Source organism: Micromonospora sp. NPDC049107 (assembly GCF_040648595.1).
Classification (GTDB): Bacteria; Actinomycetota; Actinomycetes; order Mycobacteriales; family Micromonosporaceae; genus Micromonospora.
Window position 1 is genome coordinate 390,244 of sequence record NZ_JBEZEC010000005.1, and the last position, 22,878, is coordinate 413,121.

24 protein-coding genes are annotated in these 22,878 nt (G+C 71.6%); 14 read left to right on the top strand and 10 right to left on the bottom strand.

Features of this window, described 5'->3' with window-relative positions:
- Positions 1-173: 173 nt before the first annotated feature.
- Positions 174-401 (bottom strand): winged helix-turn-helix domain-containing protein, encoded by a 228-nt coding sequence (locus AB0B55_RS15480; protein ID WP_357171987.1) that lies wholly within the window; start codon positions 399-401, stop codon positions 174-176.
- Positions 402-837: 436 nt separating this feature from the next.
- Here AB0B55_RS15480 and AB0B55_RS15485 point away from each other — a divergent pair, with 436 nt between their 5' ends.
- Positions 838-1,098, top strand: a complete 261-nt coding sequence (locus tag AB0B55_RS15485; protein WP_357171988.1) for a hypothetical protein — start codon at positions 838-840, stop codon at positions 1,096-1,098.
- 82 nt (positions 1,099-1,180) lie between these two features.
- On the opposite strand, the gene AB0B55_RS15490 is transcribed toward AB0B55_RS15485, so the two are convergent.
- On the bottom strand, positions 1,181-2,125 hold the full coding sequence (locus AB0B55_RS15490; protein WP_357171989.1) for a zinc metalloprotease: 945 nt from the start codon (positions 2,123-2,125) through the stop codon (positions 1,181-1,183).
- A 264-nt stretch (positions 2,126-2,389) separates the two neighbouring features.
- Here AB0B55_RS15490 and AB0B55_RS15495 point away from each other — a divergent pair, with 264 nt between their 5' ends.
- Positions 2,390-3,052, top strand: a complete 663-nt coding sequence (locus AB0B55_RS15495; RefSeq protein WP_357171990.1) for a tetratricopeptide repeat protein — start codon at positions 2,390-2,392, stop codon at positions 3,050-3,052.
- A gap of 5 nt (positions 3,053-3,057) precedes the next feature.
- Here the strand turns inward: AB0B55_RS15495 and AB0B55_RS15500 are convergent, their stop codons facing one another.
- Positions 3,058-3,810, bottom strand: coding sequence for a TIGR03089 family protein (locus AB0B55_RS15500; protein WP_357171991.1), 753 nt, complete (start codon positions 3,808-3,810; stop codon positions 3,058-3,060).
- A gap of 146 nt (positions 3,811-3,956) precedes the next feature.
- On the opposite strand from AB0B55_RS15500, the gene AB0B55_RS15505 reads away from it, so the two are divergent.
- Entirely contained in the window at positions 3,957-5,021 is a 1,065-nt protein-coding gene (locus AB0B55_RS15505; RefSeq protein ID WP_357171992.1) for a hypothetical protein, read from the top strand.
- On the opposite strand, the gene AB0B55_RS15510 is transcribed toward AB0B55_RS15505, so the two are convergent.
- The 3 genes from AB0B55_RS15510 to AB0B55_RS15520 all read right to left on the bottom strand — a co-directional run bounded on the left by AB0B55_RS15510 (position 5,005) and on the right by AB0B55_RS15520 (position 6,849).
- The gene (locus AB0B55_RS15510; RefSeq protein WP_357171993.1) at positions 5,005-5,889 is read right to left on the bottom strand and encodes a hypothetical protein; all 885 of its coding nucleotides are present in this window, start codon (positions 5,887-5,889) and stop codon (positions 5,005-5,007) included. The genes AB0B55_RS15505 and AB0B55_RS15510 overlap by 17 nt on opposite strands.
- Positions 5,890-5,894: 5 nt before the next feature.
- The gene (locus AB0B55_RS15515; RefSeq protein ID WP_357123825.1) at positions 5,895-6,413 is read right to left on the bottom strand and encodes a SigE family RNA polymerase sigma factor; all 519 of its coding nucleotides are present in this window, start codon (positions 6,411-6,413) and stop codon (positions 5,895-5,897) included.
- A 67-nt stretch (positions 6,414-6,480) separates the two neighbouring features.
- Positions 6,481-6,849, bottom strand: coding sequence for a MerR family transcriptional regulator (locus AB0B55_RS15520; protein WP_357123822.1), 369 nt, complete (start codon positions 6,847-6,849; stop codon positions 6,481-6,483).
- Positions 6,850-6,907: 58 nt separating this feature from the next.
- On the opposite strand from AB0B55_RS15520, the gene AB0B55_RS15525 reads away from it, so the two are divergent.
- The 3 genes from AB0B55_RS15525 to AB0B55_RS15535 all read left to right on the top strand — a co-directional run bounded on the left by AB0B55_RS15525 (position 6,908) and on the right by AB0B55_RS15535 (position 11,274).
- Positions 6,908-7,816 (top strand): NAD(P)-binding domain-containing protein, encoded by a 909-nt coding sequence (locus tag AB0B55_RS15525; RefSeq protein ID WP_357171994.1) that lies wholly within the window; start codon positions 6,908-6,910, stop codon positions 7,814-7,816.
- A 138-nt stretch (positions 7,817-7,954) separates the two neighbouring features.
- Entirely contained in the window at positions 7,955-10,261 is a 2,307-nt protein-coding gene (locus AB0B55_RS15530) for an esterase-like activity of phytase family protein (protein WP_357171995.1), read from the top strand.
- 245 nt (positions 10,262-10,506) lie between these two features.
- Positions 10,507-11,274 carry an alpha/beta hydrolase gene (locus AB0B55_RS15535; RefSeq protein WP_357171996.1) on the top strand — a complete coding sequence of 256 codons (768 nt, stop codon included), beginning with the start codon at positions 10,507-10,509 and terminating at the stop codon, positions 11,272-11,274.
- 47 nt (positions 11,275-11,321) lie between these two features.
- Here AB0B55_RS15535 and ligD (AB0B55_RS15540) read toward each other — a convergent pair whose 3' ends face one another.
- Together ligD (AB0B55_RS15540) and ligD (AB0B55_RS15545) are read right to left on the bottom strand one after the other, a co-directional pair.
- Positions 11,322-12,233: a non-homologous end-joining DNA ligase gene (gene ligD, locus AB0B55_RS15540; protein ID WP_357171997.1), complete on the bottom strand. Its 912-nt coding sequence runs from the start codon at positions 12,231-12,233 to the stop codon at positions 11,322-11,324.
- A complete protein-coding gene (ligD, locus tag AB0B55_RS15545; protein WP_357171998.1) occupies positions 12,223-13,164 on the bottom strand; it encodes a non-homologous end-joining DNA ligase in 942 nt (313 codons plus the stop codon). Before ligD (AB0B55_RS15545) ends, ligD (AB0B55_RS15540) begins: the two co-directional genes overlap by 11 nt.
- Before the next feature lie 85 nt (positions 13,165-13,249).
- Between ligD (AB0B55_RS15545) and AB0B55_RS15550 the strand changes: the two genes are divergently transcribed.
- From AB0B55_RS15550 to AB0B55_RS15575, 6 genes are all read left to right on the top strand, one after another.
- Positions 13,250-14,272, top strand: a complete 1,023-nt coding sequence (locus tag AB0B55_RS15550; RefSeq protein WP_357171999.1) for a Ku protein — start codon at positions 13,250-13,252, stop codon at positions 14,270-14,272.
- Positions 14,273-14,343: 71 nt separating this feature from the next.
- Positions 14,344-14,982 carry a DUF4241 domain-containing protein gene (locus AB0B55_RS15555; RefSeq protein ID WP_357123801.1) on the top strand — a complete coding sequence of 213 codons (639 nt, stop codon included), beginning with the start codon at positions 14,344-14,346 and terminating at the stop codon, positions 14,980-14,982.
- A gap of 101 nt (positions 14,983-15,083) precedes the next feature.
- Complete coding sequence (locus AB0B55_RS15560) at positions 15,084-15,806, top strand: FKBP-type peptidyl-prolyl cis-trans isomerase (protein WP_357124659.1); 723 nt, start codon at positions 15,084-15,086, stop codon at positions 15,804-15,806.
- 189 nt (positions 15,807-15,995) lie between these two features.
- Positions 15,996-16,820: a hypothetical protein gene (locus AB0B55_RS15565; protein ID WP_357124655.1), complete on the top strand. Its 825-nt coding sequence runs from the start codon at positions 15,996-15,998 to the stop codon at positions 16,818-16,820.
- A 32-nt stretch (positions 16,821-16,852) separates the two neighbouring features.
- Entirely contained in the window at positions 16,853-17,506 is a 654-nt protein-coding gene (locus AB0B55_RS15570) for an HAD family phosphatase (protein WP_357172000.1), read from the top strand.
- A 73-nt stretch (positions 17,507-17,579) separates the two neighbouring features.
- The gene (locus AB0B55_RS15575) at positions 17,580-18,590 is read left to right on the top strand and encodes an NADPH:quinone reductase (RefSeq protein WP_357172001.1); all 1,011 of its coding nucleotides are present in this window, start codon (positions 17,580-17,582) and stop codon (positions 18,588-18,590) included.
- A gap of 186 nt (positions 18,591-18,776) precedes the next feature.
- On the opposite strand, the gene AB0B55_RS15580 is transcribed toward AB0B55_RS15575, so the two are convergent.
- Positions 18,777-20,411 (bottom strand): fatty acid--CoA ligase, encoded by a 1,635-nt coding sequence (locus tag AB0B55_RS15580; protein ID WP_357172037.1) that lies wholly within the window; start codon positions 20,409-20,411, stop codon positions 18,777-18,779.
- 71 nt (positions 20,412-20,482) lie between these two features.
- On the opposite strand from AB0B55_RS15580, the gene AB0B55_RS15585 reads away from it, so the two are divergent.
- Entirely contained in the window at positions 20,483-20,974 is a 492-nt protein-coding gene (locus tag AB0B55_RS15585; RefSeq protein ID WP_357123791.1) for an NUDIX domain-containing protein, read from the top strand.
- A 3-nt stretch (positions 20,975-20,977) separates the two neighbouring features.
- Here the strand turns inward: AB0B55_RS15585 and AB0B55_RS15590 are convergent, their stop codons facing one another.
- Positions 20,978-22,012 carry an aldo/keto reductase gene (locus AB0B55_RS15590; RefSeq protein ID WP_357172002.1) on the bottom strand — a complete coding sequence of 345 codons (1,035 nt, stop codon included), beginning with the start codon at positions 22,010-22,012 and terminating at the stop codon, positions 20,978-20,980.
- Positions 22,013-22,137: 125 nt separating this feature from the next.
- Between AB0B55_RS15590 and AB0B55_RS15595 the strand changes: the two genes are divergently transcribed.
- Complete coding sequence (locus AB0B55_RS15595) at positions 22,138-22,770, top strand: TetR/AcrR family transcriptional regulator (protein WP_357123785.1); 633 nt, start codon at positions 22,138-22,140, stop codon at positions 22,768-22,770.
- Positions 22,771-22,878: the final 108 nt, after the last annotated feature.

The window sequence follows — 22,878 nt, forward strand, 5'->3', positions numbered from 1 at the left end:
TACCCGCCCTCCGCGCCAGCCGCCGGGCGTGTTGCGTGGCCCAAGGCGGAGCGACGGACGCGAGCCCTGGCGGCGGCGCGTCCGGCCCGTCAAAGGCCGCCTTAACACATGTACAGAAACTCTGAACCACGTCGCCGAGGCGCTTCGCCGTTAGGGCGAATGACGGGTTGTGGTCAGCCCTGAGCGGACTCAGCAACGAAGACTCCCCGACCTGGGCGGCCCACCAACACGCCTTGCTCCCGCAGGACCGCCACCGCCCGGTGGATCGTCGACACCGACACGTCGTAGTGGTCGGACAACTGCTGAGTAGACGGAATCTTTGACCCGAGCTGGAACTCGCCCACCTCGACCCGCCTCAGCAGATCGTTGATCAACTCGTCCATGGTCGGCGGAATCGGCACGCGAAGGCCCCTTGCAGTCGGTTGGCCCTCCCAGTATCGAGCAACAGGTGAAAGAACGGCAATAACTGACGCAGGAGAAGCAGGTGAGCAGCGCCAGCCAGATTCGACAGGTAAGAGAGCGTTGACAGAGGTGACAGGTATCGGTAGCGTCACTGTCGGTGATGCGGTGCTGCTGCGGTCGGTTGGCGCCTCTCGTACCGGTCTCGCATCGCCGCCGAGACCCCACCCTCCGCGCTCCCCCGGCGCGGCCCTGCTGCCGTACCGCCGATCGAGGCTGCGGTCGCAGGGTGGGGCGGTCTCCGCCGCCCGCAACCGGCGGAGGCCGCCCCTCCACTTCGACGCGACCCGACGAAGGGCGGTCCCCTGTGCGCGACCTGATCCGCCGGCTGCTGAACCGACGCGAAGAACGACCACCGACGGCAGCAAGCCAAGACCGATGACCGAGCGCTGGGTGATCCACCTGCCGGTGACCGCGCCCGACCTGTTCCGGGCCCGGATTTTCGCCCGTACCGCCGCCCGCGTGCTGGCCCGGCTCAGCGCCCACGTCGAGCCGGGCGGGGTGACCGTGTCGGCCGAGGACCAGCAGTGCGTACGCCACTGGGTCTTCTGCGACCAGCGACTACCCGCCGGCGGCCGATGCACCCTGCCGCCCGACCACACCGCGCCCTGCTCCCGGCGGGCCCTCTTCCGGAGATGACCAAGAGGTTTGCGTCACCGATCAGCTTTCCGGTGACGCAAACCTCTTGATCAACGCACTCAAGCTGCCCGACGGGGACGCGTCAGGCGGCGCGGAACGCCACCCAGGCGTCGCTCATCCGGTCGGCCTGGCCGGCGGTGAACATGTCCATGCAGGAGTCCTGCGTGTAGTCCATGAAGTTGTGGATCGGGTCCAGGCCGGGCGCGGTGCAGGTGTCCGCGCCGATCGGGCAGTCGAACTGCGGGGCGGCCTCGCGGGGGGTGTCCGCCACGAAGTCGCCGGACGCCGAGCAGCCGTGCGCGAAGGTGTGCTCCAGCATCAGCCAGTGCCCGACCTCGTGCGTCAGCGTGTCACCGAGGGCGTACTTGCCGGCCGTGCCGCCCGGCATCGACTCGTCGAGCATCACCACGCCGTCGATGTAGTCGCGGCCGTTGTTGTAGCCCTTCGGGAAGTACGCCCAGCCGAGGAGCCCGCCGCCGATGTTGGCCGCGTACACGTTCAGGGTCTCCGAGTCGCCGGTGTAGAGCGCCTTCTTCATGTCGCGCTCGTTCTTGCCCGGCTCGACCGTGTACCAGGCGCTGTTCACCGTCCACGTCGTGTCGACGAGCGAGAACCGGAACGGCGTGTCCGAGGCGTCCGCCGACGTGCGCCCGGCGTACGAGTCGTTGAGGACCGTCATCTGCGCCGCGATGAGGGTCTTCCAGCGGGCCGTCTCGGCGGCGGTGAACGGGTGGTCGGAGACCATGTGGAAGACCGTCGGCACGGTCACGCTGCCGTTGGGCAGCCGCGGCGCGTCCTTGATCACGCCGTAGGCGTTGGCCTCGTTCTTCGAGTACAGCTCCGGCTCTTTGGCCGTTGCGCCGGAGGTGACCCGGGCGGCGCTCGGCTCGCTGGCGCAGGCGGTGACACCCGGGGACGCGGTCACGGGGGCGGCGGTGGCCAGCGCCCCGGACGCGCCGCCGGACGCCAGGAACGTGGCGGCGGTGGCGGTGAGGACCGCCAGCCGGAAGGGGGATCTGCTCTGCATCGGTGCACCTTTCGGTGAGGGAGCGGTGCGGGTTCGACGATGCCGTCGCATCGGTATGAGAACACGTCGACGACATCGACAAAAGCCCCTCTGAGCAGGGAATATGCCGATGTAACGGAACCTGATCCGCCAGCGCTGATTGGGTCGCTCCGCGCGGTTGCGGGCATGCCCGCGCCACCCCTCGCTGACCGTCCACACAGTGCAGGCCTCGACCACTAGGCTGCTGATCCGGCACGCAGTGGCGATGCCAGGACGGGGGCGGCGATGAACGCCGAAGATCGCATCGAACGGGCCCGGAAGCTCTACGAACAGGCCGTGTACAGCGGCGATGGCCACGTACTGGCCGACGCCGAACGGGACCTGGACGCGGTGGAGGCCGACGCCGCGCTGGCCCGCGGGCGGATCCTGCACGCCCGGTATCTCGACGAACGATCCCGGGGCGACACGCCCCCCGTCGAGGACCCGGCGGAACTGCCGTTGTTCGAGCGTGCGAACGAGCTGTACCAGGCCCTCGCCGACACCCGCGGCCAGGCCGAGGCGCTGTTCTGGATCGGCTGCCTGCACCAGATCATCCGGCGCGACAACGAGACCGCCGTCCCGCACCTGGAAAGGTCCCGCCAACTGGCGGCGCAGGTCGGCGACCGGTCGACCGAGGCCGAGGCCCTGCGACACCTGGGCATCGCGGCGCACATGGCCGGCCGGCTGGATGAAGCGCGCGAGCGGCTGGAGGAGTCGTCACGGCTGCGCCGAGATATCGGAGCGCTGTCCGGTGTGGCCGCCAACATGGTCGGGCTGGCCTACGTCGCCGCCGCCCAGGACCGCCACGCGGACGCGCTCGCGACCCTCGACGAGGCGGACGCCATCGCGCAGGCGCACGGCGCCCATGCCGTCGTGCGGCAGATCGAAGAAGCGAGAACGCAGATCTAGGCAGGTCAGAGGATCCGGGTGACCTGCTCGGCGGCGACGACCGCGTCCCGTCGGGCCGGGTCGAGATTGGCGCTGATGACCACCGACGCGCCGGCCGAGAGCGGCGCGAGCAACCACTTCAGCGGCTGCTCGTGCTCGGCCGCATCCACCAGCAGCCGGTCACCGGCGCGCAGGTCGAGCATCCCGGCGACCTCCCGGGCGAGCGCACCCCACTGCCCGTAGGTCGTGCCGTCCGCGCTCGCCTGGTCCGACGGGCGGATGGCGGTGTGGTCGGGCGTGACGTCCGGGTGGCGAAGCACCTCGGCGGACCAGTCCAACCAGCCCAGCGGCACGTCGGCGAGCCGGCCCGGCCCGGTGCCGACCAGGTAGCGGTGCGGCGCGTCCGGCACGTCCTCCAACCAGTCGTCCTGGCGCTCCGGCGTCACGAAGACCGCGTCGAACGGCCGGTCGCCGCCGGGCTCCAGCACCGGCAGGCCCGCCGTGGCACGCGGCCGGAACGACACCGCCAGCCCGCACGCCCACGCCCCCAACAACACCGCGGCGGTACGCCAGTGCGCAGGCAGTAACACCGCTACGCGGCTGCCGGGGCCGAGCCCGCAGCCGTCCCGCAGCAGGCTCGCGCTGCGCGCGGACCAGGCGCCGACCTGCTGGGCGGTGAGGTCGACGCGCTCGCCGGTCGCCTCGTCGCGGTAGCTGAGCAGCGGGCTCTCGATGGCGGTGGGCGGGACCGTCAGGTCGGCCGTGGCGTGTGGCTGCATCCGCGTGCTCCCGGTGGTGACGACGTCCGCACCACCCTACGCAACGACTTTGGTCGCCGTCGCCATCGGCCGATGGCCGTAGCGGCTGGCCGGCTGGCTCGCGCACGGTGACCGGCGACCCCCGACCGAGCCGCCGAGGAGCATCCGTGCCGACCGAACCCGACCGTGCCGACCGTCCGCCGCTGCGCCGCCGGCTTGTGCCGGTGGTGGCATTGCTGCTGCTCGCGCCCTGGGCGGCCGAGTGCTCGTGGGGTGGCTTCGCCATCGACGACTTCCTCCCGGTGATCATCGCCCTGGGCCCGATGTACGGCGGAGCGGCGATCCTGATCCGGGAGGCCGCCCGACGCCTAGGCGCGGGATGGCCGGCGATCGTGCTGCTCGCCGCCGCGTTCGGCGTCCTGCAGGCCGGTCTGGTGGACCAGTCGCTGTTCAACCCCGGCTACCTCGACGACACCCAGTACGCCGACACCCGCGCCGCCGCCGAGGCGTCGCTGGTGCCGGGGCTCGGGTTCAGCCTCCGGCAGGCGTACGACTACGTCGGTAACCACATCCTGCTGACCATCTGCGCGCCGATCGTGTTCGTCGAGTCGTTCCTCGGCGCGAAGAGGCGGCGTCGGCCGTGGCTCGGGCGACCCGGGCTCGCCGTGGTAGGAGTGGTCTACCTGCTCGGCAGCCTGCTGGTCTTCACCTCGCCCGAGGGCCGCAAGAACTTCCTGGCCAGCCCGCTGCAACTGAGCTTCGCCACGGCGGTCGTCCTCACCCTGGTCGCGGCGGCCCTGCTGCCCCGCTGGCGTCGTACCCGTCCGCGTCGCGCCCGGCGGGTGCCGCACCCGCTCTGGGTCGGCCTACTGGTCGTCGTCGCCCACCTCTTCACCGACCCGACGCCCGGCTGGCCGGGGGTGGCCGTCGCGCTGGCACTCACCGCCGCCGTGGGAGCAGTCGTCGCGTACTGGTCGGCCGGCGCGCGCTGGGGGCAGCGGCACGTACTCGCCGCCGCCTCGGCGAACGTGGTCAGCGCCGCCGCCTTCGCGTACCTGGTGCCGCCCTACTCCCCGGCGAGCCCGGCGGCGGCCCTGGCCGGCGACGTGGCGGTCACCGTCGTCACCCTGGCCCTGGTCGGCGGCGCGTGGTGGCGGCTGCGCCCTGCCACGTCCGGCCCGGCGTCCACCATCGTGGACGCCGGGCCACCCGCCGCTATTCCGAGATCATGACGACGTCGGTCGGGCGGTCGACCTTCACCTCGACGCCGTAGTCGAACAACGCGAGCGTCGAGGTGACCGTCCCCCGGTCCAGCCGGCCCTTCGCCGTCGACTCCCAGGTGACGGTGAGCGCCACCGTCGCGATCCGGCCGTCGCGATCCAGCGTGACGTCACCGGTCGTGCCGGTCGACCCGTCCCGGGCCGCCGTCGTGTACGTGAAGTGCAGGCTGCCGTCCGGGTTCTCGGTGACCGTCGCGTTCGCGCTCTTCAGCGCGGCGAACAGGGCAGCCGGGTCGGGTGCGACGGCGCCCAGCACGGCGTTCCCGTCGCCCTGCAGCGCGAGGCGGTCGTATTTACCGGGGTGCTGCCCGTAGCGGCCGTACGTCTCGCCCGGTCCCTTGTCGGGCGGCAGCTCGCCCTGCGGCCGTTCCGCGCCCTCGTACCGGGTGCCGTCGATCAGCAGCTCGGTCTGGATCGAGTCGTCGTGCGGAACCCGGACGTACCCCGTGGCGGTCCTCGGGTCGAACGCACCCTCGTAGGTCAGCCCGCCCGGCCCCGAGTTGTCCAGGCGCATCCGGTAGCTGATGTTCTCGCTGGCGGTGGCCGCCGAGACCAGGCGCAGCGCCGGCGAGACCTGCTCCGGACGCGCGGCCCGGGCGGTGACGCCGGGACGCTCGGGTGGGGCGTTCGTCGTCACCGTGACGGCGGTGCCGACACCCAACGCCAGCAGCGCGCAGGTCGTACCCGCCAGGGCGGTGGCCCGACGGCGGCGACCCCGCCGACCGCGCTCGAGCAGCGCCGGCACGTCCGGGGCGGAATCCGGTTCGCCGTCCACGAGGTCGTGTAGTCCGCGTACCAGTCGGTCGTCGATGTCGTTCATGACTGTCACCTGCTCACCGAGTCGAAGGATCTGTTCAGGAGGTGTCGCAACGCGCCCAACGCCCGGGCGTTCTGGCTCTTGACGGTGCCCAGCGAGCAACCCAGGATCTGAGCGACCTCGCGCTCGCTCAGGTCCTCGTAGTGGCGCAGCACCACGACCGCGCGTTGCTTCGCCGGCAGCGCCAGCAGCGCCCGGCGCAGGACGTCGGCGTCGGGGTCGCTGCCGCCACCCGGGGCGGCCCGGTCGGGAACGTCCGCGACGAGGCTCTCGCGGCGGCGGCGCCGCCAGATCGAGGTGTGGTTGTTGACCAGCGCCCGGCGAAGGTAGGCGTGCGGGTCGTCGAGTCGGGACAGCCGCCGCCACCGCTCGTAGACCCGGACCAGGCTGTCCTGGAGCAACTCCTCGGCCCGCCAGCGGTCGCCGCAGAGCAGCATGGCCAGCCGGATATGTCGCTCCCACGCCACCTCGACGAACGCGACGTAGGACCGGTCCGTCGCGGACAGAGGATTCTGTTGGTCGGTCACGCCCCTACCACGCAGCGGGCCCGCAGAAGGTTGTCGCGGCGGCCACCCTTCGCAGGCCGGACGGTGCTCAGAACTGGTCGCGGGCCCGGGCGCCGGCCTGGATGAGCCGGTCCAGAACCGCGCGAGCACCGGCGAGCTGGTCGATGGACGTGGTGATCCGATCGCGCTCCACCGCGAGAGCGTCGAGGAGCTCGGGGCAGGTGGGAGCCAGCACGGTGGCGTCATCCGGGATGCAGGGAAGGATCTCGGCGATCGCTGCGGTGTTCAAGCCGGCGGACAACAACAGTTGGATGTGCCGCACCGCCCGCAGCGCCTGGGAGTCGTAGTGGCGGTAACCGCTGGCGAGACGGGCCGGCTGCAGGAGGCCCTGCTCCTCGTAGTACCGCAGGGCGCGGGGGGTGGTGCCCGCCTCCCGCGCCAGTTCGCTGATCCGCACCCCGACAGCAGATCAGGGCTTGACCTTCACGTCAACGTCAAGGTTTAGCGTCGTCGCCGTGACACACCCCAACCTGGACAATCAATCCGGCACCGTCGCCGTGCTGGGGCTCGGCCCGATGGGCCGGGCGCTGGCCGCCGCGTCGCTCGCCGCCGGCCACCCCACCGTGCTCTGGAACCGCTCACCCGCCAAGGCGAGCGCGCTGGTGGCCCAGGGGGCGGTGCTCGCTCCGACGGTGGCCGACGCGGCACAACGGGCATCGGTCGTCATCGCCTGCGTCATGAACTACCGAGCGGTCCGCGCCATCCTGTCGGGGCTCGAACGCCCGCCGAGCGGACCATTCGTCAACCTCAGCAGCGGGCACGCCGCCGAGGCACGGGACATGGCGGACTGGGCCGCGCAGCGGGGCGTCAGCTACCTCGACGGCGCCATCCTGACGCCCGCGCCGACCATCGGCACACCGGCCGCGACGATTCTCTACAGCGGTCCGCGAACCCTCTTCGACGAGAGCCTTCCCCGGTTGGAGAGCTTCGGTGGATCCAGCGCCTACCTCGGGGCGGACGTCGGCACGGCGGCGGCGTACGAGATGGCGCTGCTCGACCTGTTCGCCATGTCCGTCGGCGGGCTCGCGCACGCCTTCGCCCTGGCCAGCACCGAAGGTATCGCCCCGACCGCGTTCGCTCGCTTCGCCAGAGGAATCGGTGGCCTGTTGCCCGACATGGCCGACCGGTTCGCCGACCAACTCACGTCCGGGGCCTTCGCCGCCGACATCTCCACCATCGCGTCGGCCGGCTCGGCGATCGGCCACGTCCGGGACGCCGCGGCCGCACGCGGTGTCGACCCCACGCCGCTACAGGCCGTGCAATCGATCATCGAACGGGCCATCGCGGCGGGCCACGGAGGCGACAGCTACGCCCGGCTGGCCCAGTCGCTCGTACCAGCCGATCCGGCGGAGGCGGCACGATGATCACGGTCAGCGGCGACTAAACGCCGTCGCAGCGGCTGACGTCGCTTCAGCGCTTCGCCCGCTGTTCACGTCGCGGCAAGCTGACGCTCCCCGGCGAGTGCCAGCCTCCGAGCGGGTACGAACCGACGGAGGAAGTCCTTGACACTCAGAAGAACACTCACCGCGCTGACCGCGGCCGGTGTGGCTGCCGCCAGCCTGACCGGGGCCACCCCCGCCACGGCCGGCGTACACCACCACCCGGGACCGGCACTCGCCTTTGACCGGGTTGCCACGTACCCGGTCTTCCAGAACCGCCCGGCTGGCGAGGACCCCGCGACCGCGACGGTCGCCGAGATCTCGACGGTCAGCGAGGACGGCCGCACCCTGATCTACACCGATGCGCTGGCCCGGCGCATCGGCTTCCTGGACATCTCCCGGTCGGACCGGCCACAGGGCCTCGGCACGCTCTCGCTGGCGCAGCTCGGCGACGCCGAGGACGAGCCCACCTCGGTGACCGTGGTCGGCCGGTACGTGCTGGTGGTGGTGAACACCAGCAGCAGCTACACCGAGCCGTCCGGCCGACTCGACGTGATCGAGCTGGCAACTCGCCAGCGGGTGACGAGCTTCGACCTCGGCGGTCAGCCCGACTCGATCGCGGTCAGCAAGGACAAGCGGTACGCCGCGATCGCAATCGAGAACGAGCGCGACGAGGAGGCCACCCCGCCGGGCGGCGAGGAGGGCGACCTTCCCCAGGCGCCCGCCGGCTTCGTGCAGGTCGTCGACCTGACCGGGAAGTCCCCGGCCGGGTGGCGGCTGCGACCGGTCGCGCTCACCGGTGCCGACGGCAGCGCGCTGCCCCCGCTTGTCCACGCCGGGCTGGCCGCGCCGACCGACCCGGAGCCGGAGTACGTCTCGATCAACGGCCGGAACGAGCTGGCCGTGACGCTTCAGGAGAACAACGGCGTCGCCCTGATCGACCTGCCCACCGGCCGGATCACCAAGGTGTTCAGCGCGGGCACCGCCACGATCAGCGGGGTCGACACCACGAAGGACGGTGTCATCGACCTGACCGGCAGCATCACCGACGTTCCGCGCGAGCCGGACGCGGTGGCCTGGGTCGACGACCGTTACCTGGCCACGGCCAACGAGGGTGACTGGCACGGCGGCACGCGTGGCTGGTCGGTCTTCGACAGCCGGACCGGGCGGGTCGCCTGGGACGCCGGCAACACCTTCGAGCGGCTCGCCGTCACGTACGGGCTGCACAACGAGGACCGGGCCGGCAAAAAGGGCACCGAGCCGGAGGGCGTGGCCGTCGCCGAGTACGACGGCGTGCGGTACGCCTTCGTCGGCTCGGAGCGCAGCAACTTCGTCGCCGTGTACGAACTGGGCGACCCCACCCGGCCGGTGTTCCGGCAGATCCTGCCGACCACCAACGGACCGGAGGGCCTGCTGCCCATCCCGTCGCGCGGCCTGCTCGCCGTCTCCAGCGAGACGGACGACGCGTCGGTCAACGTCCGGGCATCGGTGTCTCTCTTCCGGATCGGCAGGGGCACCACGGCCTTCCCGAGCATCGTCTCCGCGTCGGAGGAGTCAGGCGCTCCGATCGGGTGGGGCGCACTCGGCGCGTTGAGCGCGGTGCCGGGTAAGCGGGACCAGCTCTACAGCGTCACCGACGCTGCGTACAGCCAGACCCGGATCCTCACCATCGACGCGAAGCGCACGCCCGCCGTGATCACCGGTGCGCTGCCGGTGCGGGACGCGGCCGGCACGCCGGTCGGATACGACGCGGAGGGCATCTTCGCCCGCCCGCAGGGCGGCTTCTGGCTCGCCGTCGAGGGTGCCAAGGGCACGGAGAACAGGCTGGTCCGGCTCGACGCTGCCGGGGTGACCCGGCAGAGCGTCGCGCTGCCCGCCGAGGTCGCTGCCGGCCTGGGCAAGCAGGGCCTGGAGGGCGTCACGGCGACGACCGACCGGCAGGGCCGGGAGATCGTCTGGGTGGCCGTGCAGCGGGAGCTGAGCACCGACCCGGCCGGCATCGTGCGTCTCGGCCGGTACGACGTCACGGCGGGCACCTGGAGCTGGTTCGGCTACCAGTTGGAGAGCACCACCGTGCCGGGCGACTGGATGGGGCTCTCCGAGATCACCGTGGTCGGCGACCGGTTGGCGGTCATCGAGCGGGACAAGCTCAACGGCCCGGCCGCCACGGTGAAGCGGATCTACACCGTGCCGCTGCCGGTCGCGGCGGCGACCGGCCCGTTGACCGTGCTCCCGAAGAAACTCGCCGTCGACGTGCTGCCCGCGCTCCGGGCCACCAACGGTTGGACCCAGGAGAAGCTGGAGGGTCTGACCGTGTCCGGCAACGGCGAGGTGTACGCGATCACCGACAACGACGGGGTCAAGGACGCCACCGGCGAGACGGTGCTCCTGCGCCTCGGCGCGAGCCGGAAGGTCTTCGGCCAAAAGTGACCGCCGACCGCCCGGCGCCCCTCGATCAGGCGGGCGCCGGGCGGCGCGGTGTTGTCACGAGCACGCGGCGAACGGCCGGTCGAAGCCCTCGTTATCGTTGACCACATCCCGACGGCCCTGTTCATCCGCACTCTCTTCGGGATGGGCCCGTGGCAGAAGCGAGATGCTCCATGATCCGTCCCGACGTGTCGAAACTCCGCGCAGATGCGCGGCGGCGAGCCGCAAACCGTCCCCCAGGTCCCGCGTTGACCAAGGTCGAAGATCTCCGTGGACCGAACGGGATCGTTCTGCGCCACTACCGGCCCTCCGAGCGGGCGCGGCCGCTGGTTGTCTTTGCCCACGGTGGCGCCTTCGTCCTGGGTGACCTGGACACCCATGACCGAACCTGTCGCCGCATCGCGGACGCGTGCGACGTCGAGGTGTTGGCCGTCGACTACCGGCGTGCGCCGGAGCATCCCTACCCTGCGGCCATCGAGGACGTGGTGTCGGTGCTCCGTTGGGCGCGCCCGGCAGCGGTTGCCGGGGACAGTGCCGGCGGCTACCTGGCGACCATGGCCTGCCTGCGGCTGCGCGACGCGGGCGATCCCCTGCCCGCCCTTCAGGTCCTGATCTGCCCGAACACCGACCTGACGCTTTCACAGGCCAGCATCGTGGAAATGGGCGACGGTCACGCGCTTGATGCCGACTTCCTCGCCTGGGCCATTACGCAGTGGACGCCCGACCCTGTGGATCGCGCGCCCGCCAGCCCCTTGCTGGCAGCAGACCTGCACGGCATGCCCGATGCGCTCATCGTGACCGCCGAGCACGACGCGCTGCGAGATGAAGGCGATGCCTACGCCCACCGGTTGGCGCAGGCCGGGGCACGGGTGGTGCACTGGCAGGAGGCCGGCCTGGAGCACGGCTTCATCCAGAACACGGACCCGGCATCGGCAGAGGCGGCCGCCCAGGGCCGGTTGTTCGACGAACTCGCCGCGCTGATCCGCGGACAGCCCGACCCGCCGCACGGGAACTGAACTGCCGATGTTGACCTGCCACGAGCGGACGTCCTGAAGGCCTGGTCTCAGTCGGGCAGTTCCGGGCCGCCGTGGAGCAGCGCGGCCAGCAGGTCGCCGTACTCCTCGACCCTCTCCAGGACCTCGGCGGCGGTGAACTGGCGGACGGCCGGCTTCCGGCCGCGCGCGCCGGCCTCGACCTCATCCCAGGTCAGCGGCGTCGAGACCGACGGCACCGACTGCGCCCGCAGGGAGTACGGCGCGACGGTGGTCTTCGCCGCGTTGTTCTGGCTCCAGTCGATGAAGACCTTGCCCGGACGCAGGTTCTTCGCCATCTTCGACACGATCAGCTTCGGGTGCGCCTTCTCCAGCTCCTGCGCGATCCGACGCGCGTAGGCGGAGACGTCGTCGGCGGACTGGGTGCCGGCGATCGGGCAGCAGAGCTGCATGCCCTTCTTGCCGGACGTCTTCGGGTACGAGTCGATGCCGTCGTCGGCGAGCCGGTCGCGCATCAGCACCGCCACCGGGCAGCACTCGGCGAGCCCGGCCGGCGGTCCCGGGTCCAGGTCGACCACCATCATGTCCGGGTGCTCGCCGACCTTCCACTGCGGCGTGTGCAGTTCCAGCGCGGCGAGGTTGGCCAGCCAGACCAGGGTGGGCAGGTCGTCGGCGACGACGTAGTCGATGGTCTCCCGACCCTTCGTCGACCCGGGCGCGGGCAGCGTCTCGACGCGTACCCAGTCGGGGGTCGCGGCCGGTTTGTTCTTCTCGAAGAAGGACTTGTCGTCCACCCCGTTCGGAAAGCGGATGCGGGTGACCGGCCGGTCGGCCAGGTGCGGCAGCAGCACCGGCGAGATCCGGGTGTAGTAGTCGATCACCTCGCCCTTGGTGAAGCCGACCGCCGGATAGAGGACCTTGTCCAGGTTGGACAGCTCCAACGCGCGGCCCTCGACGTCCACCCGCAGCTTCTCAGCCGGCATCGTCGACCTCCTCCGGCGGCTTGTCCGGACGCAACCGCAGCACCCGGGGGAAGCGCAGCCGGCCGTCGGGGGTGCGCTGGCCGTACTTCACCTCCACCACCACCCGGGGTGCTACCCAGATGGCCCCCCGGGCATCCTCGCGCGGCACGCCCGCCGCGAACGGTGACGCGCCGGTACGCAGCGGCTCCAGCTCGGCGAGGAGCTGCCGTTCGATGGCCGCGCCGATCCCGCCGCCGACCCGACCACGGTAGGTCAGCCGGCCGTCCGGGCCGGGCACCCCGACCAGCAGCCCGCCGATGCGCCGCGCGCCCGGCCGCCAGCCCCCGACGACGAAGTCGCCGGTCACCTCCAGTTTGACCTTCACCCAGTCCGGCGAGCGAACCCCGGGGCGGTAGACGGCGCCGACCCGCTTGGCCATCACGCCCTCCAGACCGTGCTCCCCGGCGGCCTCGTAGGTGGCCGGGCCGTCGGCGAACACCGGCGGCACCGCCCACCGCGCGCCGCCGAGCGCGAGCGCGTCCAGGGCCTCCCGGCGACGCTCGTACGACCAGCCGGTCAGATCGTCGCCGTTCAGGCGCAGCAGATCGAAGATCATGTACGTCACCGGCATCACCGCCGCCAGCCGGGCAGCCTTGGCGTGGTCCCGGACGTGCATCCGCTCGGCCAACGCGGTGAACGACGGCTGCCCACCCTCGCCCAGCAGCACCACCTCGCCGTCGAGCAGCGCGTCGTCGACCTGCGAGGACAGGGTGGCCAGTTCGGGGTACGCGGCGGTGATCTCCACGCCGGAGCGGGCATACAGGTGTTGGGCACCGCCGGAGATGTTGGCGAGCGCCCGGACCCCGTCCCACTTGAACTCGTACGCCCAGCCGTCACCCGCCGGGAGCGGCCCGGTCATCGCGAGCATCGGCTTGAGCGGCGCGCCGGGCACGACCCGACTGTAGTAGCAGGCCGAACACCTCGCGTGGAGTTCCTGCGGATGCGAGCATGGTCGATATCGGGGAAGGGAGCGCAGGATGCGTGCCATCTGGAAGGGAGCCGTGTCGTTCGGGCTCGTCTCGATCGGGGTGAAGCTCTACTCGGCGACCGAGGAGAAGGACATTCGGTTCCACCAGGTGCACCGCGAGGACGGCGGTCGCATCCGCTACAAGCGCACCTGCTCGGTCTGCGGCGAGGAGGTCACCTACGACGACATCGCCAAGGGCTACGACATCGGCGGCGGCGAGATGGTGATCCTCACCGACGAGGACTTCGCCGACCTGCCGCTGACCAGCTCCCGGGCGATCGACGTGCTGGAGTTCGTCCCCGCCGAGCAGGTCGACCCGATCCTCTACAACAAGGCCTACTACCTGGAGCCGGAGGGCACGGCCACCAAGCCGTACGTGCTGCTGCGGGACGCGCTTCTCGACTCGGAGCGGGTGGCCATCGTCAAGGTCGCGCTGCGCCAGCGGGAGCAGTTGGCGACCCTGCGGGTCCGCGAAGGTGTGCTGCTGCTCAACACGATGCTCTGGCCGGACGAGATCCGTACCCCCGAGTTCGGATTCCTCGACGAGGACCTCAAGGTGCGTCCGCCGGAGCTGGCGATGGCCAGCTCCCTGATCGACTCGATGACCGGGGAGTTCGAGCCGGACGTCTTCACCGACGACTACCGGGCCGCGTTGCAGGAGGTCATCGACGCCAAGGTGGAGGGTCGGGAGGTCGTCCAGCCGGAGGAGGTCGAGGAGGCGCCGGCCGCGGCGGTGGACCTGATGGCCGCGCTGAAGGCCTCGGTGGACCGGGCCCGGGCGGCGCGCGGCGAGCAGCCCGCGCGGGGTGGCGGCGGCGAGCCGACGCCCATCTCGTCGGCCCGGTCGGCGCAGAAGGCGGCCGAGAAGAAGGCCGCCAAGGCGCCCGCGAAGAAGACCACGACGAAGAAGACCGCCGAGAAGAAGGCGGCCGAGCCGGCGAAGAAGACCGCCGCCAAGAAGACCACAGCGAAGAAGGCCGAGCCCGCGAAGAAGACCGCCGCGCGCAAGACCGCACCCCGCAAGAGCGCCTGAGGTACGCGGCACCGACGGTGTCCGCCGGACCGGGTACGCTCCGCCGGCCGTCGGCCACCGGAGGAGCCCCCATGCCGCACACCCCTGACCTGGACCGGTTGTTGACGCCCGGGGCGCGTTTCACCGACGAACACGGCGCGTACCTCGTCGAGGCCCATCCGCTGGGCGACGTCGTACTGCCGACCGGCCGGGTCGTCGGGTGCGATCCGCTGGTCGTACCGGAGGCCGAGCCGTACACGGTGACCGTCGCGCCGGGCCGGTATCCCGGCCGCGCCTGGGTGGCCGTGGTGCTGCGGGAGGACGCCGAGGTGGACCGGCGGGTGGCCGCGCTGGAACTGGTGATCCGCGCCGAGCCGACGACCCGCTGGGAGCAGGCCGTGGTGGGCGACCAGGACGTCGCCGCGCTCGGCGCCGACGACTACTTCGGGTACGGCGTGGACGCCGGTGCCGGCACGCTCGCCGACCCGACCGCGCTCGCCGCCCTGGAGAGCTGGGACGAGGAGCGGATCGAGGATGTCTTCATCCCCGCCGGGCTGCCCTCGTCGCCGGTTCCGGGGCTGATCACGGCGGTGCTGGACGAGGCCACCGGCGCGAACATCGTCACGGTCGCCACGGGCTGGGGCGACGGCTGCTACGGCACCTGGATCGGGCGGACCGCCGACGGGAGGGTCACCTCGTTCGTGACCGACTTCATGGTGGTCCCGGAGTAACGTCCCGCAGACGGCGTTTCTGGGCAATCCGAGTCGTCCGGGGCGGGCACAGCGGGCCGCCGGGCGGGTACCGTGTGCGTCGGCTTTCCCCCCGGCACCGGGTGCCGGCCACACCTTCGCAGCAGGGAGTCGACGACGTGAGCGAGCGCACGCAGGAGAACCGGTCGGAGGGCCAGAGCCCGGCGACGAAGGCGGGGCGGCGGCTGGCCGCCCAGTTGGCGGCGCAGAAGGCGGCCGAGGCGAAGCGCCGCCGCCAGGCCTGGGCCGGCGGGATCGTCGGTGTCGCCGTGATGGCGCTGCTCATCGGCGGTTTCGTCTGGATCGACAAGAACCGGGACGACAAGCCCAGCAACGCCTCCGGCGCCAACCCGTCCGCCTCCGCCGCGGCGCCGGACGCCCCCACCGCGCCGCCCGCGCCGCCCGCGCCGCAGCTTCCCGAGGGCGCGGACCCGGCGTTGGGCAGCAAGCCGACGGTGAAGGCGGGCACGGGCGAGCTGAAGAAGCTCACGGTCACCCCGATGATCAAGGGCACCGGCCCGGCGGTCAAGAAGGGGCAGAACATCACCACCAACTACGTGGGCGTCTTCTACAAGGACGGCAAGGAGTTCGACTCGTCCTGGAACGCCGGCCAGCCGGCCACCTTCCCGATCGGCGTGGGCCAGGTCATCCCCGGCTGGGACCAGGGTCTGGTGGGTGTGACCGTGGGCAGCCGGGTGCAGCTCGACATCCCGGGCGAGCTGGCGTACGGCAACGACGAGGCCAAAGCAGGCGGTCGGCCGACCGGTCCGCTGCGCTTCGTGGTGGACGTGCTCGCCGCCCAGTGACCCGTCCGGATCGCCCCGGTTGTCACCCCGGCGCGATGGCTTTGTTCACATGGGGCTTCCTGCCCGTCACCCTCCGGCAGTAGGTTCGGCGTCACCCCGGGCGGCCGCAGTCCGGGGTGACGACGCGGACGCGGGACGGTGGAGGTACCTGTGACGGCGCTGGAGGATCTCGGGCGTACCACCCGGGTGATGTGGACGTACTTCGAGCCGGTGCATGCGGTCACCTACTTCCACCCTCGGGCCCGCGCCGCGTACGAGGCGGTCGGGCTGCGCGGCTACTGGCGGGGCTACTTCGCCGGCCGGGCCGCGCCGCTGGGCGCCGCCGAGGCCCCTCCGGTCGTCGCCGCCTTCTTCAGCTTCGCACCGCCGATGGTGAGCCGGGCCCTGCCGGCGGTGTGGCGGCTGGCCACCCCGCCGGAGGCGCTGCGCGCCCGGCTGACCGGCGCGGTGCAGGCCCTCGCGGAGCTGACCTACGAGCTGCCCGAGGGGCACCTGGCCGAGGCCGCCGACCTGCTGGAGCGGGCCGCCTCGGCGGCGCAGACCGCCGGTCGGGTGCTCGGGGCGGCCAACGCGGCGCTGCCGGTCGGGGAGTACCCCCTCGCCCGGCTCTGGCAGGCCGCCACCACGCTGCGGGAGCTGCGCGGCGACGGACACACCGCCGCCCTGGTGGCTGCCGGCCTGGACCCGGTGGAGGTGCTGGCCTGGCGCGTCGCGGTGGACATGTCGGCCCAGAGCCTGCTCGGCCGGGGCTGGTCCGAGGAGCAGTGGCGGGCCGCCCGCGAGCGGCTGACGCGGCGCGGCTGGCTGGCCGGGGACGGCACCCCCACCGACGCCGGCCATGCCGAATTCCAGGCGATCGAGGACGCCACCGACCGGTCCGCCGGGCATCCGTGGCAGACGCTCGGCGCGGGCGACACCGACCGCCTTCGGGAGCTGCTGGAACCCTTGGCCCGGTCCTGCCACACGGTGATCCCGCCCGACAGCCCGATCGGGCTGCCCGCGCTGGCCGGCTGACCGTGGGTCCCGCCGTCGGGCAGGATGGGTCCGTGGTGGATGCGGTGGTCTTCGACCTGGACGGCGTGATCGTGGATTCCGAACCGGTGTGGGAGGAGGTCCGGCGGGCGTACGTGGCGGCACACGGTGGCGCCTGGCAGCCCGACACCCAGCGCCGGCTGATGGGCATGAGCACCGGCGAGTGGGCCCACTACCTCAGCGGTGAGCTGGGGGTGCGGCGCACCGCCGCGCAGGTGGCCGACGAGGTGGTGCGGGAGATGGCGCAGCGCTACCGCGAGCACGTGCCGTTGATCGACGGCGCGGTCGACGTGGTACGCCGGTTGGCCGCGCGGTGGCCGCTCGGGTTGGCCAGCTCGTCGCCGACCCGGCTGATCGCCGCGGCACTGGAGGCCACCGGCCTGACCGACGCGTTCGGCGCGACCCTGTCCACCGAGGAGACCGAGCGGGGCAAACCGGCGCCGGACGTGTACCTGAGCGTCGCGCAGCGCCTGGGCGTCGACCCGGCCCGCTGCGCGGCCGTGGAGGACTCGTCCAACGGCGTACGGTCGGCCGTGGCGGCGGGGATGCGGGTGGTGGCGGTGCCGCACGGGTCGTACCCCCTCGATCCGGACGCCGCCGCGCTCGCGGCCGTGACGCTCGGGTCGATCGGCGAGTTGACCCCGCAGCTGATCGACGGTTTGGCATGACGGGGTCGGTGCGGGGTACCGCAGCAGACGGCACGCCGGCGGCGTGCCACGCCGGCCAGCGAGGGGATCACTGATGAAGGCCATCGTTTACGAGCGCACCGGCGACCCGTCGGTGCTGGAACTGGTGGACCGGCCGGTGCCCGAGCCGGGGCCGGGCGAGGTGCTGGTCCGGATGGCGGTCTCGGGGGTGAACCCGACGGACTGGAAGTCGCGCCGGGCGTTCGCGCCGGACGGGTGGCAGATCCCGGGGCAGGACGGCGCGGGTGTCGTCGAGGCGGTCGGTGCGGGAGTCGGCGGTGAGCTGATCGGCGAGCGGGTCTGGATCTGGGAGGCGGCCTGGCAGCGGCCGTGGGGCACCAGCGCGGAGTACACGCTGGTGCCGGTCCGGCAGGCGGTGCCGCTGGGCGACGCCTCGTTCGAGCTGGGGGCGAGCCTGGGCATTCCGTTCCTCACCGCGCACCGCTGTCTGACGGCCGGCGAGTTCATGCCGGACGCGCTGCGCGCCGGCGCGCTGGCCGACCACACCGTGCTGGTGCAGGGCGGGGCGGGCGCGGTGGGCAACGCGGCGATCCAGCTCGCGCGCTGGGCCGACGCCACGGTGATCGCCACGGTGAGCAGTGCCGAGAAGGCGCAGCTCGCGGCGTCGGCCGGTGCCTCGTACGTGATCAACTATCGCGAGCAGGACGTGGTCGAGGAGGTCGGCAAGATCGCCCCCGACGGGGTTCACACGATCGTGGAGGTCGCGCCCGCCCAGAACGCGGCGATGGACGCGCAACTGATCCGCAACGGCGGGGCGGTCTGCGTGTACGCCGACAACGGCGGCACCGAGATGACGCTCCCGATCCGCCCGCTGTACGTGGTGAACGCCCGGTGGCAGTTCGTGCTGGTCTACACGGAGCCGAAGGCGGCCAAGGCGCAGGGTGTCGTCGACGTGGCGGCGGCCGCCAACCAGGGCGGTATCCGGGTGGGCGCGGATGCCGGTCTGCCGCTGCACCGCTATCCGCTCGCCGACACGGCCGCGGCACACCAGGCGGTGGAGGACTCGGCGGTCGGCAAGGTGCTGATCACCACCAGCGACGCCTGAACGGGTCGTCGGGGACCGGATTTCCCCGTCATCGGGACAGAGGCGAACAATTTTCGCAACAATGACGGTGCGGGGTCACCCGCGTGGAGCGGGCGGCCCCGGCGCGGTGCGAACGCCGGGGCCGCCCTCTGGGGAGGAATGTCAGGAGTACTCCTCTGCCCATAGGCGACGGTGCCCGGTCAAACGTTACGGTGCTGTCAGCTCCCGGACAGTCAGGTCACCTTCGGCGTACCGCGAACGGACGACTTTCTTGTCGAACTTGCCCACGCTGGTCTTCGGCACCGTGTCGATGAACGCCCACCGCTCGGGCAGCTGCCAGCGGGCCACCGAGCCGGCCAGGAAGTCCCGCAGCTCCTCGGCGGTCACCGAGGCGCCCGCACGGACCACCACGGTCGCCAGCGGCCGCTCGTCCCACCGCTCGTCCGGGACACCCACCACGCACGCCTCCAGCACGGCAGGATGGGCCATCAGCGCGTTCTCCAGCTCGACCGACGAGATCCACTCGCCGCCGGACTTGATCACGTCCTTCGCGCGGTCGGTCAGCGTGATGTACCCGTCCGGGGAGAGCGTGCCGACGTCGCCGGTCCGTAGCCAACCGTCGCGGAACTTCTCCGGATCAGGGGCGTCGTCACCGACGTACCGTGCGGTCACCCACGGCCCACGGACCTCCAGCTCGCCCACGGCCGTGCCGTCGGCGGGCAGCGGCTCGCCCGACGGGCCGACGATCCGCGCCTGCACGCCCGCGGGCACTCGGCCCTGCGTGTAGCGGTAGCGCCACGCCTCGTCCCCGGCCACCCCGGCGGGCGGCCGCGAGACCGACCCCAGCGGTGACATCTCGGTCATCCCCCAGGCGTGGATGACGTCGATCCCGTGCCGCTCGTCGAACGCGTGCATCAGCGCCGGTGGGCAGGCCGAACCGCCGACGATCACCTCGGTGAGCGACGAGCTGTCCACGTCGTGGTCGTCCAGGTAGGCCAGCAGGTCGGTCCAGATGGTGGGCACCGCGCCGGCCAGGGTGGGCCGCTCGGCGGCGATCATCTCGGCGATCGGCGCGGCCTGGAGGAACCGGTCCGGCATGATCAGTGACGCGCCGGAGAGGAACGCCGCGTACGGCAGACCCCACGACATGGCGTGGAACATCGGGACGATGGCCAGCTCCCGGTCGGTCGGTCCGAGACCGAAGCCTTCCGGCATGCAGACCTGCAACGAGTGCAGGTAGATGGACCGGTGCGAGTAGGCGACGCCCTTCGGGTTGCCGGTGGTGCCGGACGTGTAGCAGAGCGCCGCGGCGTCGCGCTCGTCCACCTCGGGCCAGTCGTACACGTCCGGACGGTCGGCGAGCAGCGCGTCCCAGTGGTGCACGGTGATCCGGTCGCCGGCCGCCGCCACCAGCGGGGCCGGGTCGCCACCGCCGACCACCACGACGTGCCGCACCGTGGTCAGCTCGCCGATCACCCGGGCCAGCAGCGGAATGAGCGTGCTGTCGACCAGCACCACCCGGTCCTGCGCGTGGTTGGCGATGTAGACGACCTGGTCGGGAAAGAGCCGGATGTTGAGCGTGTGCAGCACCGCGCCCATGCTGGGCACCGCGAAGTAGGCCACCAGGTGCTCGTTGTTGTTCCACATGAAGGTGGCGACCCGCTCGTCGCCGGTCACCCCGCACTCGTCGCGCAACGCGTGGGCCAGGCGGGCCGCCGTGCGGCCCACCTCGGCGTACGTCATCCGACGGGGTTCGGCGCCCGTCCAGGTGACCACCTCGGCCGTGCCGTGCACCCCCGCGCCGTGGTCGAGGATGCGGGAGACCTGCAGGGGAGCGTCCATCATCGTGCTACGCATGGGTAACAAGCTAGTGTCGGCGGTCACACGTTGGGAACCCCCGTAAATTGTCGCGGGTGAGCATCTCTTGGGCCGACTCGTACGTGGGGCAGTTACGCGCGCTCGCCGGGGACCGGACGCTGATGTTCGTCGGCGCCCGCGCCGTCGTCAGCGACAACGCGGGCCGCATCCTGCTGATCCAACGCTCCGACAACGGCCAGTGGGCCATGCCCGCCGGGGCCATGGAGCTGGGCGAATCCATCGCCGACTGCGCGGTACGCGAGGTCCGCGAGGAGACCGGCCTGCGGGCGCTACGGGTCTGCGCGTTCGCGCTCTACACCGGCCCGGACCGGACCAGCACCAACATGTACGGGCACACCTACCAGGTCTTCACCACGGCGTTCAAGGTGGAGGAGTGGGACGGGCAACTGACCCGGGTCACCGACGAGACCACCGACGCGGGCTTCTTCGCCCGTGACCGCTTCCCGTCCCCACTCTCCGCGTCGGTCCTGGAGACCCTGGCCGACCTGGACGTCTTCGAGCAGACGAACCGACTGATCCTCAAGTAGGTCCTACTGCGGGTGGCGCATCCCGGCGAAGAACCCCTCCTGGATCCAGTTCGGGTACGAGACCGGCAGCTTGGTGGCCTCGTCCAGCTCGGCGAGATCCTGCTCGCTCAGCGTGAGGTCGGTGGCGGCGATGTTGTCCACCAACTGCTCGTGCTTGCGGGCACCGACGATCACGCTGGTGACCGCCGGCCGGGACAGCAGCCAGGCGATGGCCACCCGGGCCGGGCTGACGTCGTGCCGCTGGGCGACGGCCTTGAGCACGTCGACAACCGCGAAGCCGTGCTCGGGGTCGAACGGCGTGAAACTGGTGTAGCCTGGCTGGGCGCTGCGCGCGCCGCTGTCGGCGACGGCACCATCCCGGCCCACCTTGCCGGAGAGGAAACCACCGGCGAGCGGGCTCCACACGGTCAGCCCGACATTCGCGTCGAGCGCCATCGGCACCACGTCCCGCTCCACGTCCCGACCCAGCAGCGAGTAGTACTCCTGCACCGAGACGAAGCCAGCCAGCTTCTCCCGCGCGGAGATACCCAACGCCTTCGAGATCTGCCAGGCGGCGAAGTTGGCGCAGCCGATGTAGCGGACCTTGCCCTGCCGGACCGCGTCGTCGAGCGCGCGCAGCATTTCCTCCATTGGAGTGACCTGGTCGAAGTTGTGGATCTGGTACAGGTCGATGTGATCGGTGCCCAGCCGGCGCAGGCTGTCCTCCAGGTTCTGCATGATGTGCAGCCGGGAGGTGCCGACGTCGTTCGGACCGGGCCCGGTACGCGAGTGCACCTTGGTGGCCAGCACGACGTCCCGGCGCCGCTTGCCGAGCGCCTGGCCGAGCAGTTCCTCGCTCTCACCGTCGCTGTAGCCGTCGGCCGTGTCGACGAAGTTGACGCCCGCGTCCAGAGCCGTGTCGACCATTCGCTGCGCCTCGGGCAGCGCCAGCGCGCCGAGGGTTCCCCACAGCGGGTGCCCGCTTCCACCGAAGGTCATCGCGCCGAGCGAGATCTCCGAGACGTACACCCCGGTGGTGCCCAGCAGTCGGTACTTCACCTGTGTTGCTCCTCGTGGTGGGTGCGGAGGCCGAGGTCAGGCGCTCCGTGGTCACTATGTCGGACAGTGTGTCCGGCAGCGAGCGTACGTCGCCGGGCCGGCCCTCGGCCACCTAGGATTTCGGCATGCCGTCGATCACCCGCCGCCGCCCGCGCAACCCCGATGGGCGGGCCGCCGTCGAGGCGCGGGTGCTGGCAGCCACCGAGCGGCTCCTGAGGGAGGGGGTGCGCTTCACCGACCTCGGTGTGCAGCGGATCGCCGCCGAGGCGGGAGTGGCCCGGTCGACCTTCTACATCCACTTCCGCGACAAGACCGAGCTACTCATGCGCCTCGCCGGCACGATGCGGGACACTTCCTTCGACCGGACCGGCCAGTGGGACCCGGCCGGTAGCGATGATCCGTTGAAGAGCCTGACCGAGGTCTTCACCGACGTAATCCGAATCTACCGGACATATGCCCCGGTGCTAGCGGCGGTCAGCGAGGTGGCCGCCTACGACGAGGTGGTGCGGGAGTACTGGTCGGGCGGACTGGAGCAGTTCGTCGCGCGCACCGCGAACGCCCTGCGGGCCGAGCAGCAGGCCGGACGTACCCCCGCCGACCTGGACGTGTCCGCGGCCAGCCGGCTGATCGTGATCGGCGGCGACCGCTTCCTCGCCGACCACGTCAGCACGACCACCGCGGACCCCGAGACGGACGCGGCGGCCGCGCGGGAACTGGCGGCGACCTGGTGGTACGGCGCCTACCGCCGCCCCGCCTGACCCTTCGGTGATGTTCCAGAAGTAGCTCTGACCCGAATGCGTCGGGGCGCGGACCTGCCAATGAGCGTGATGCCTGTGAGTCATCTTGATGACTCACAGGCATCACGC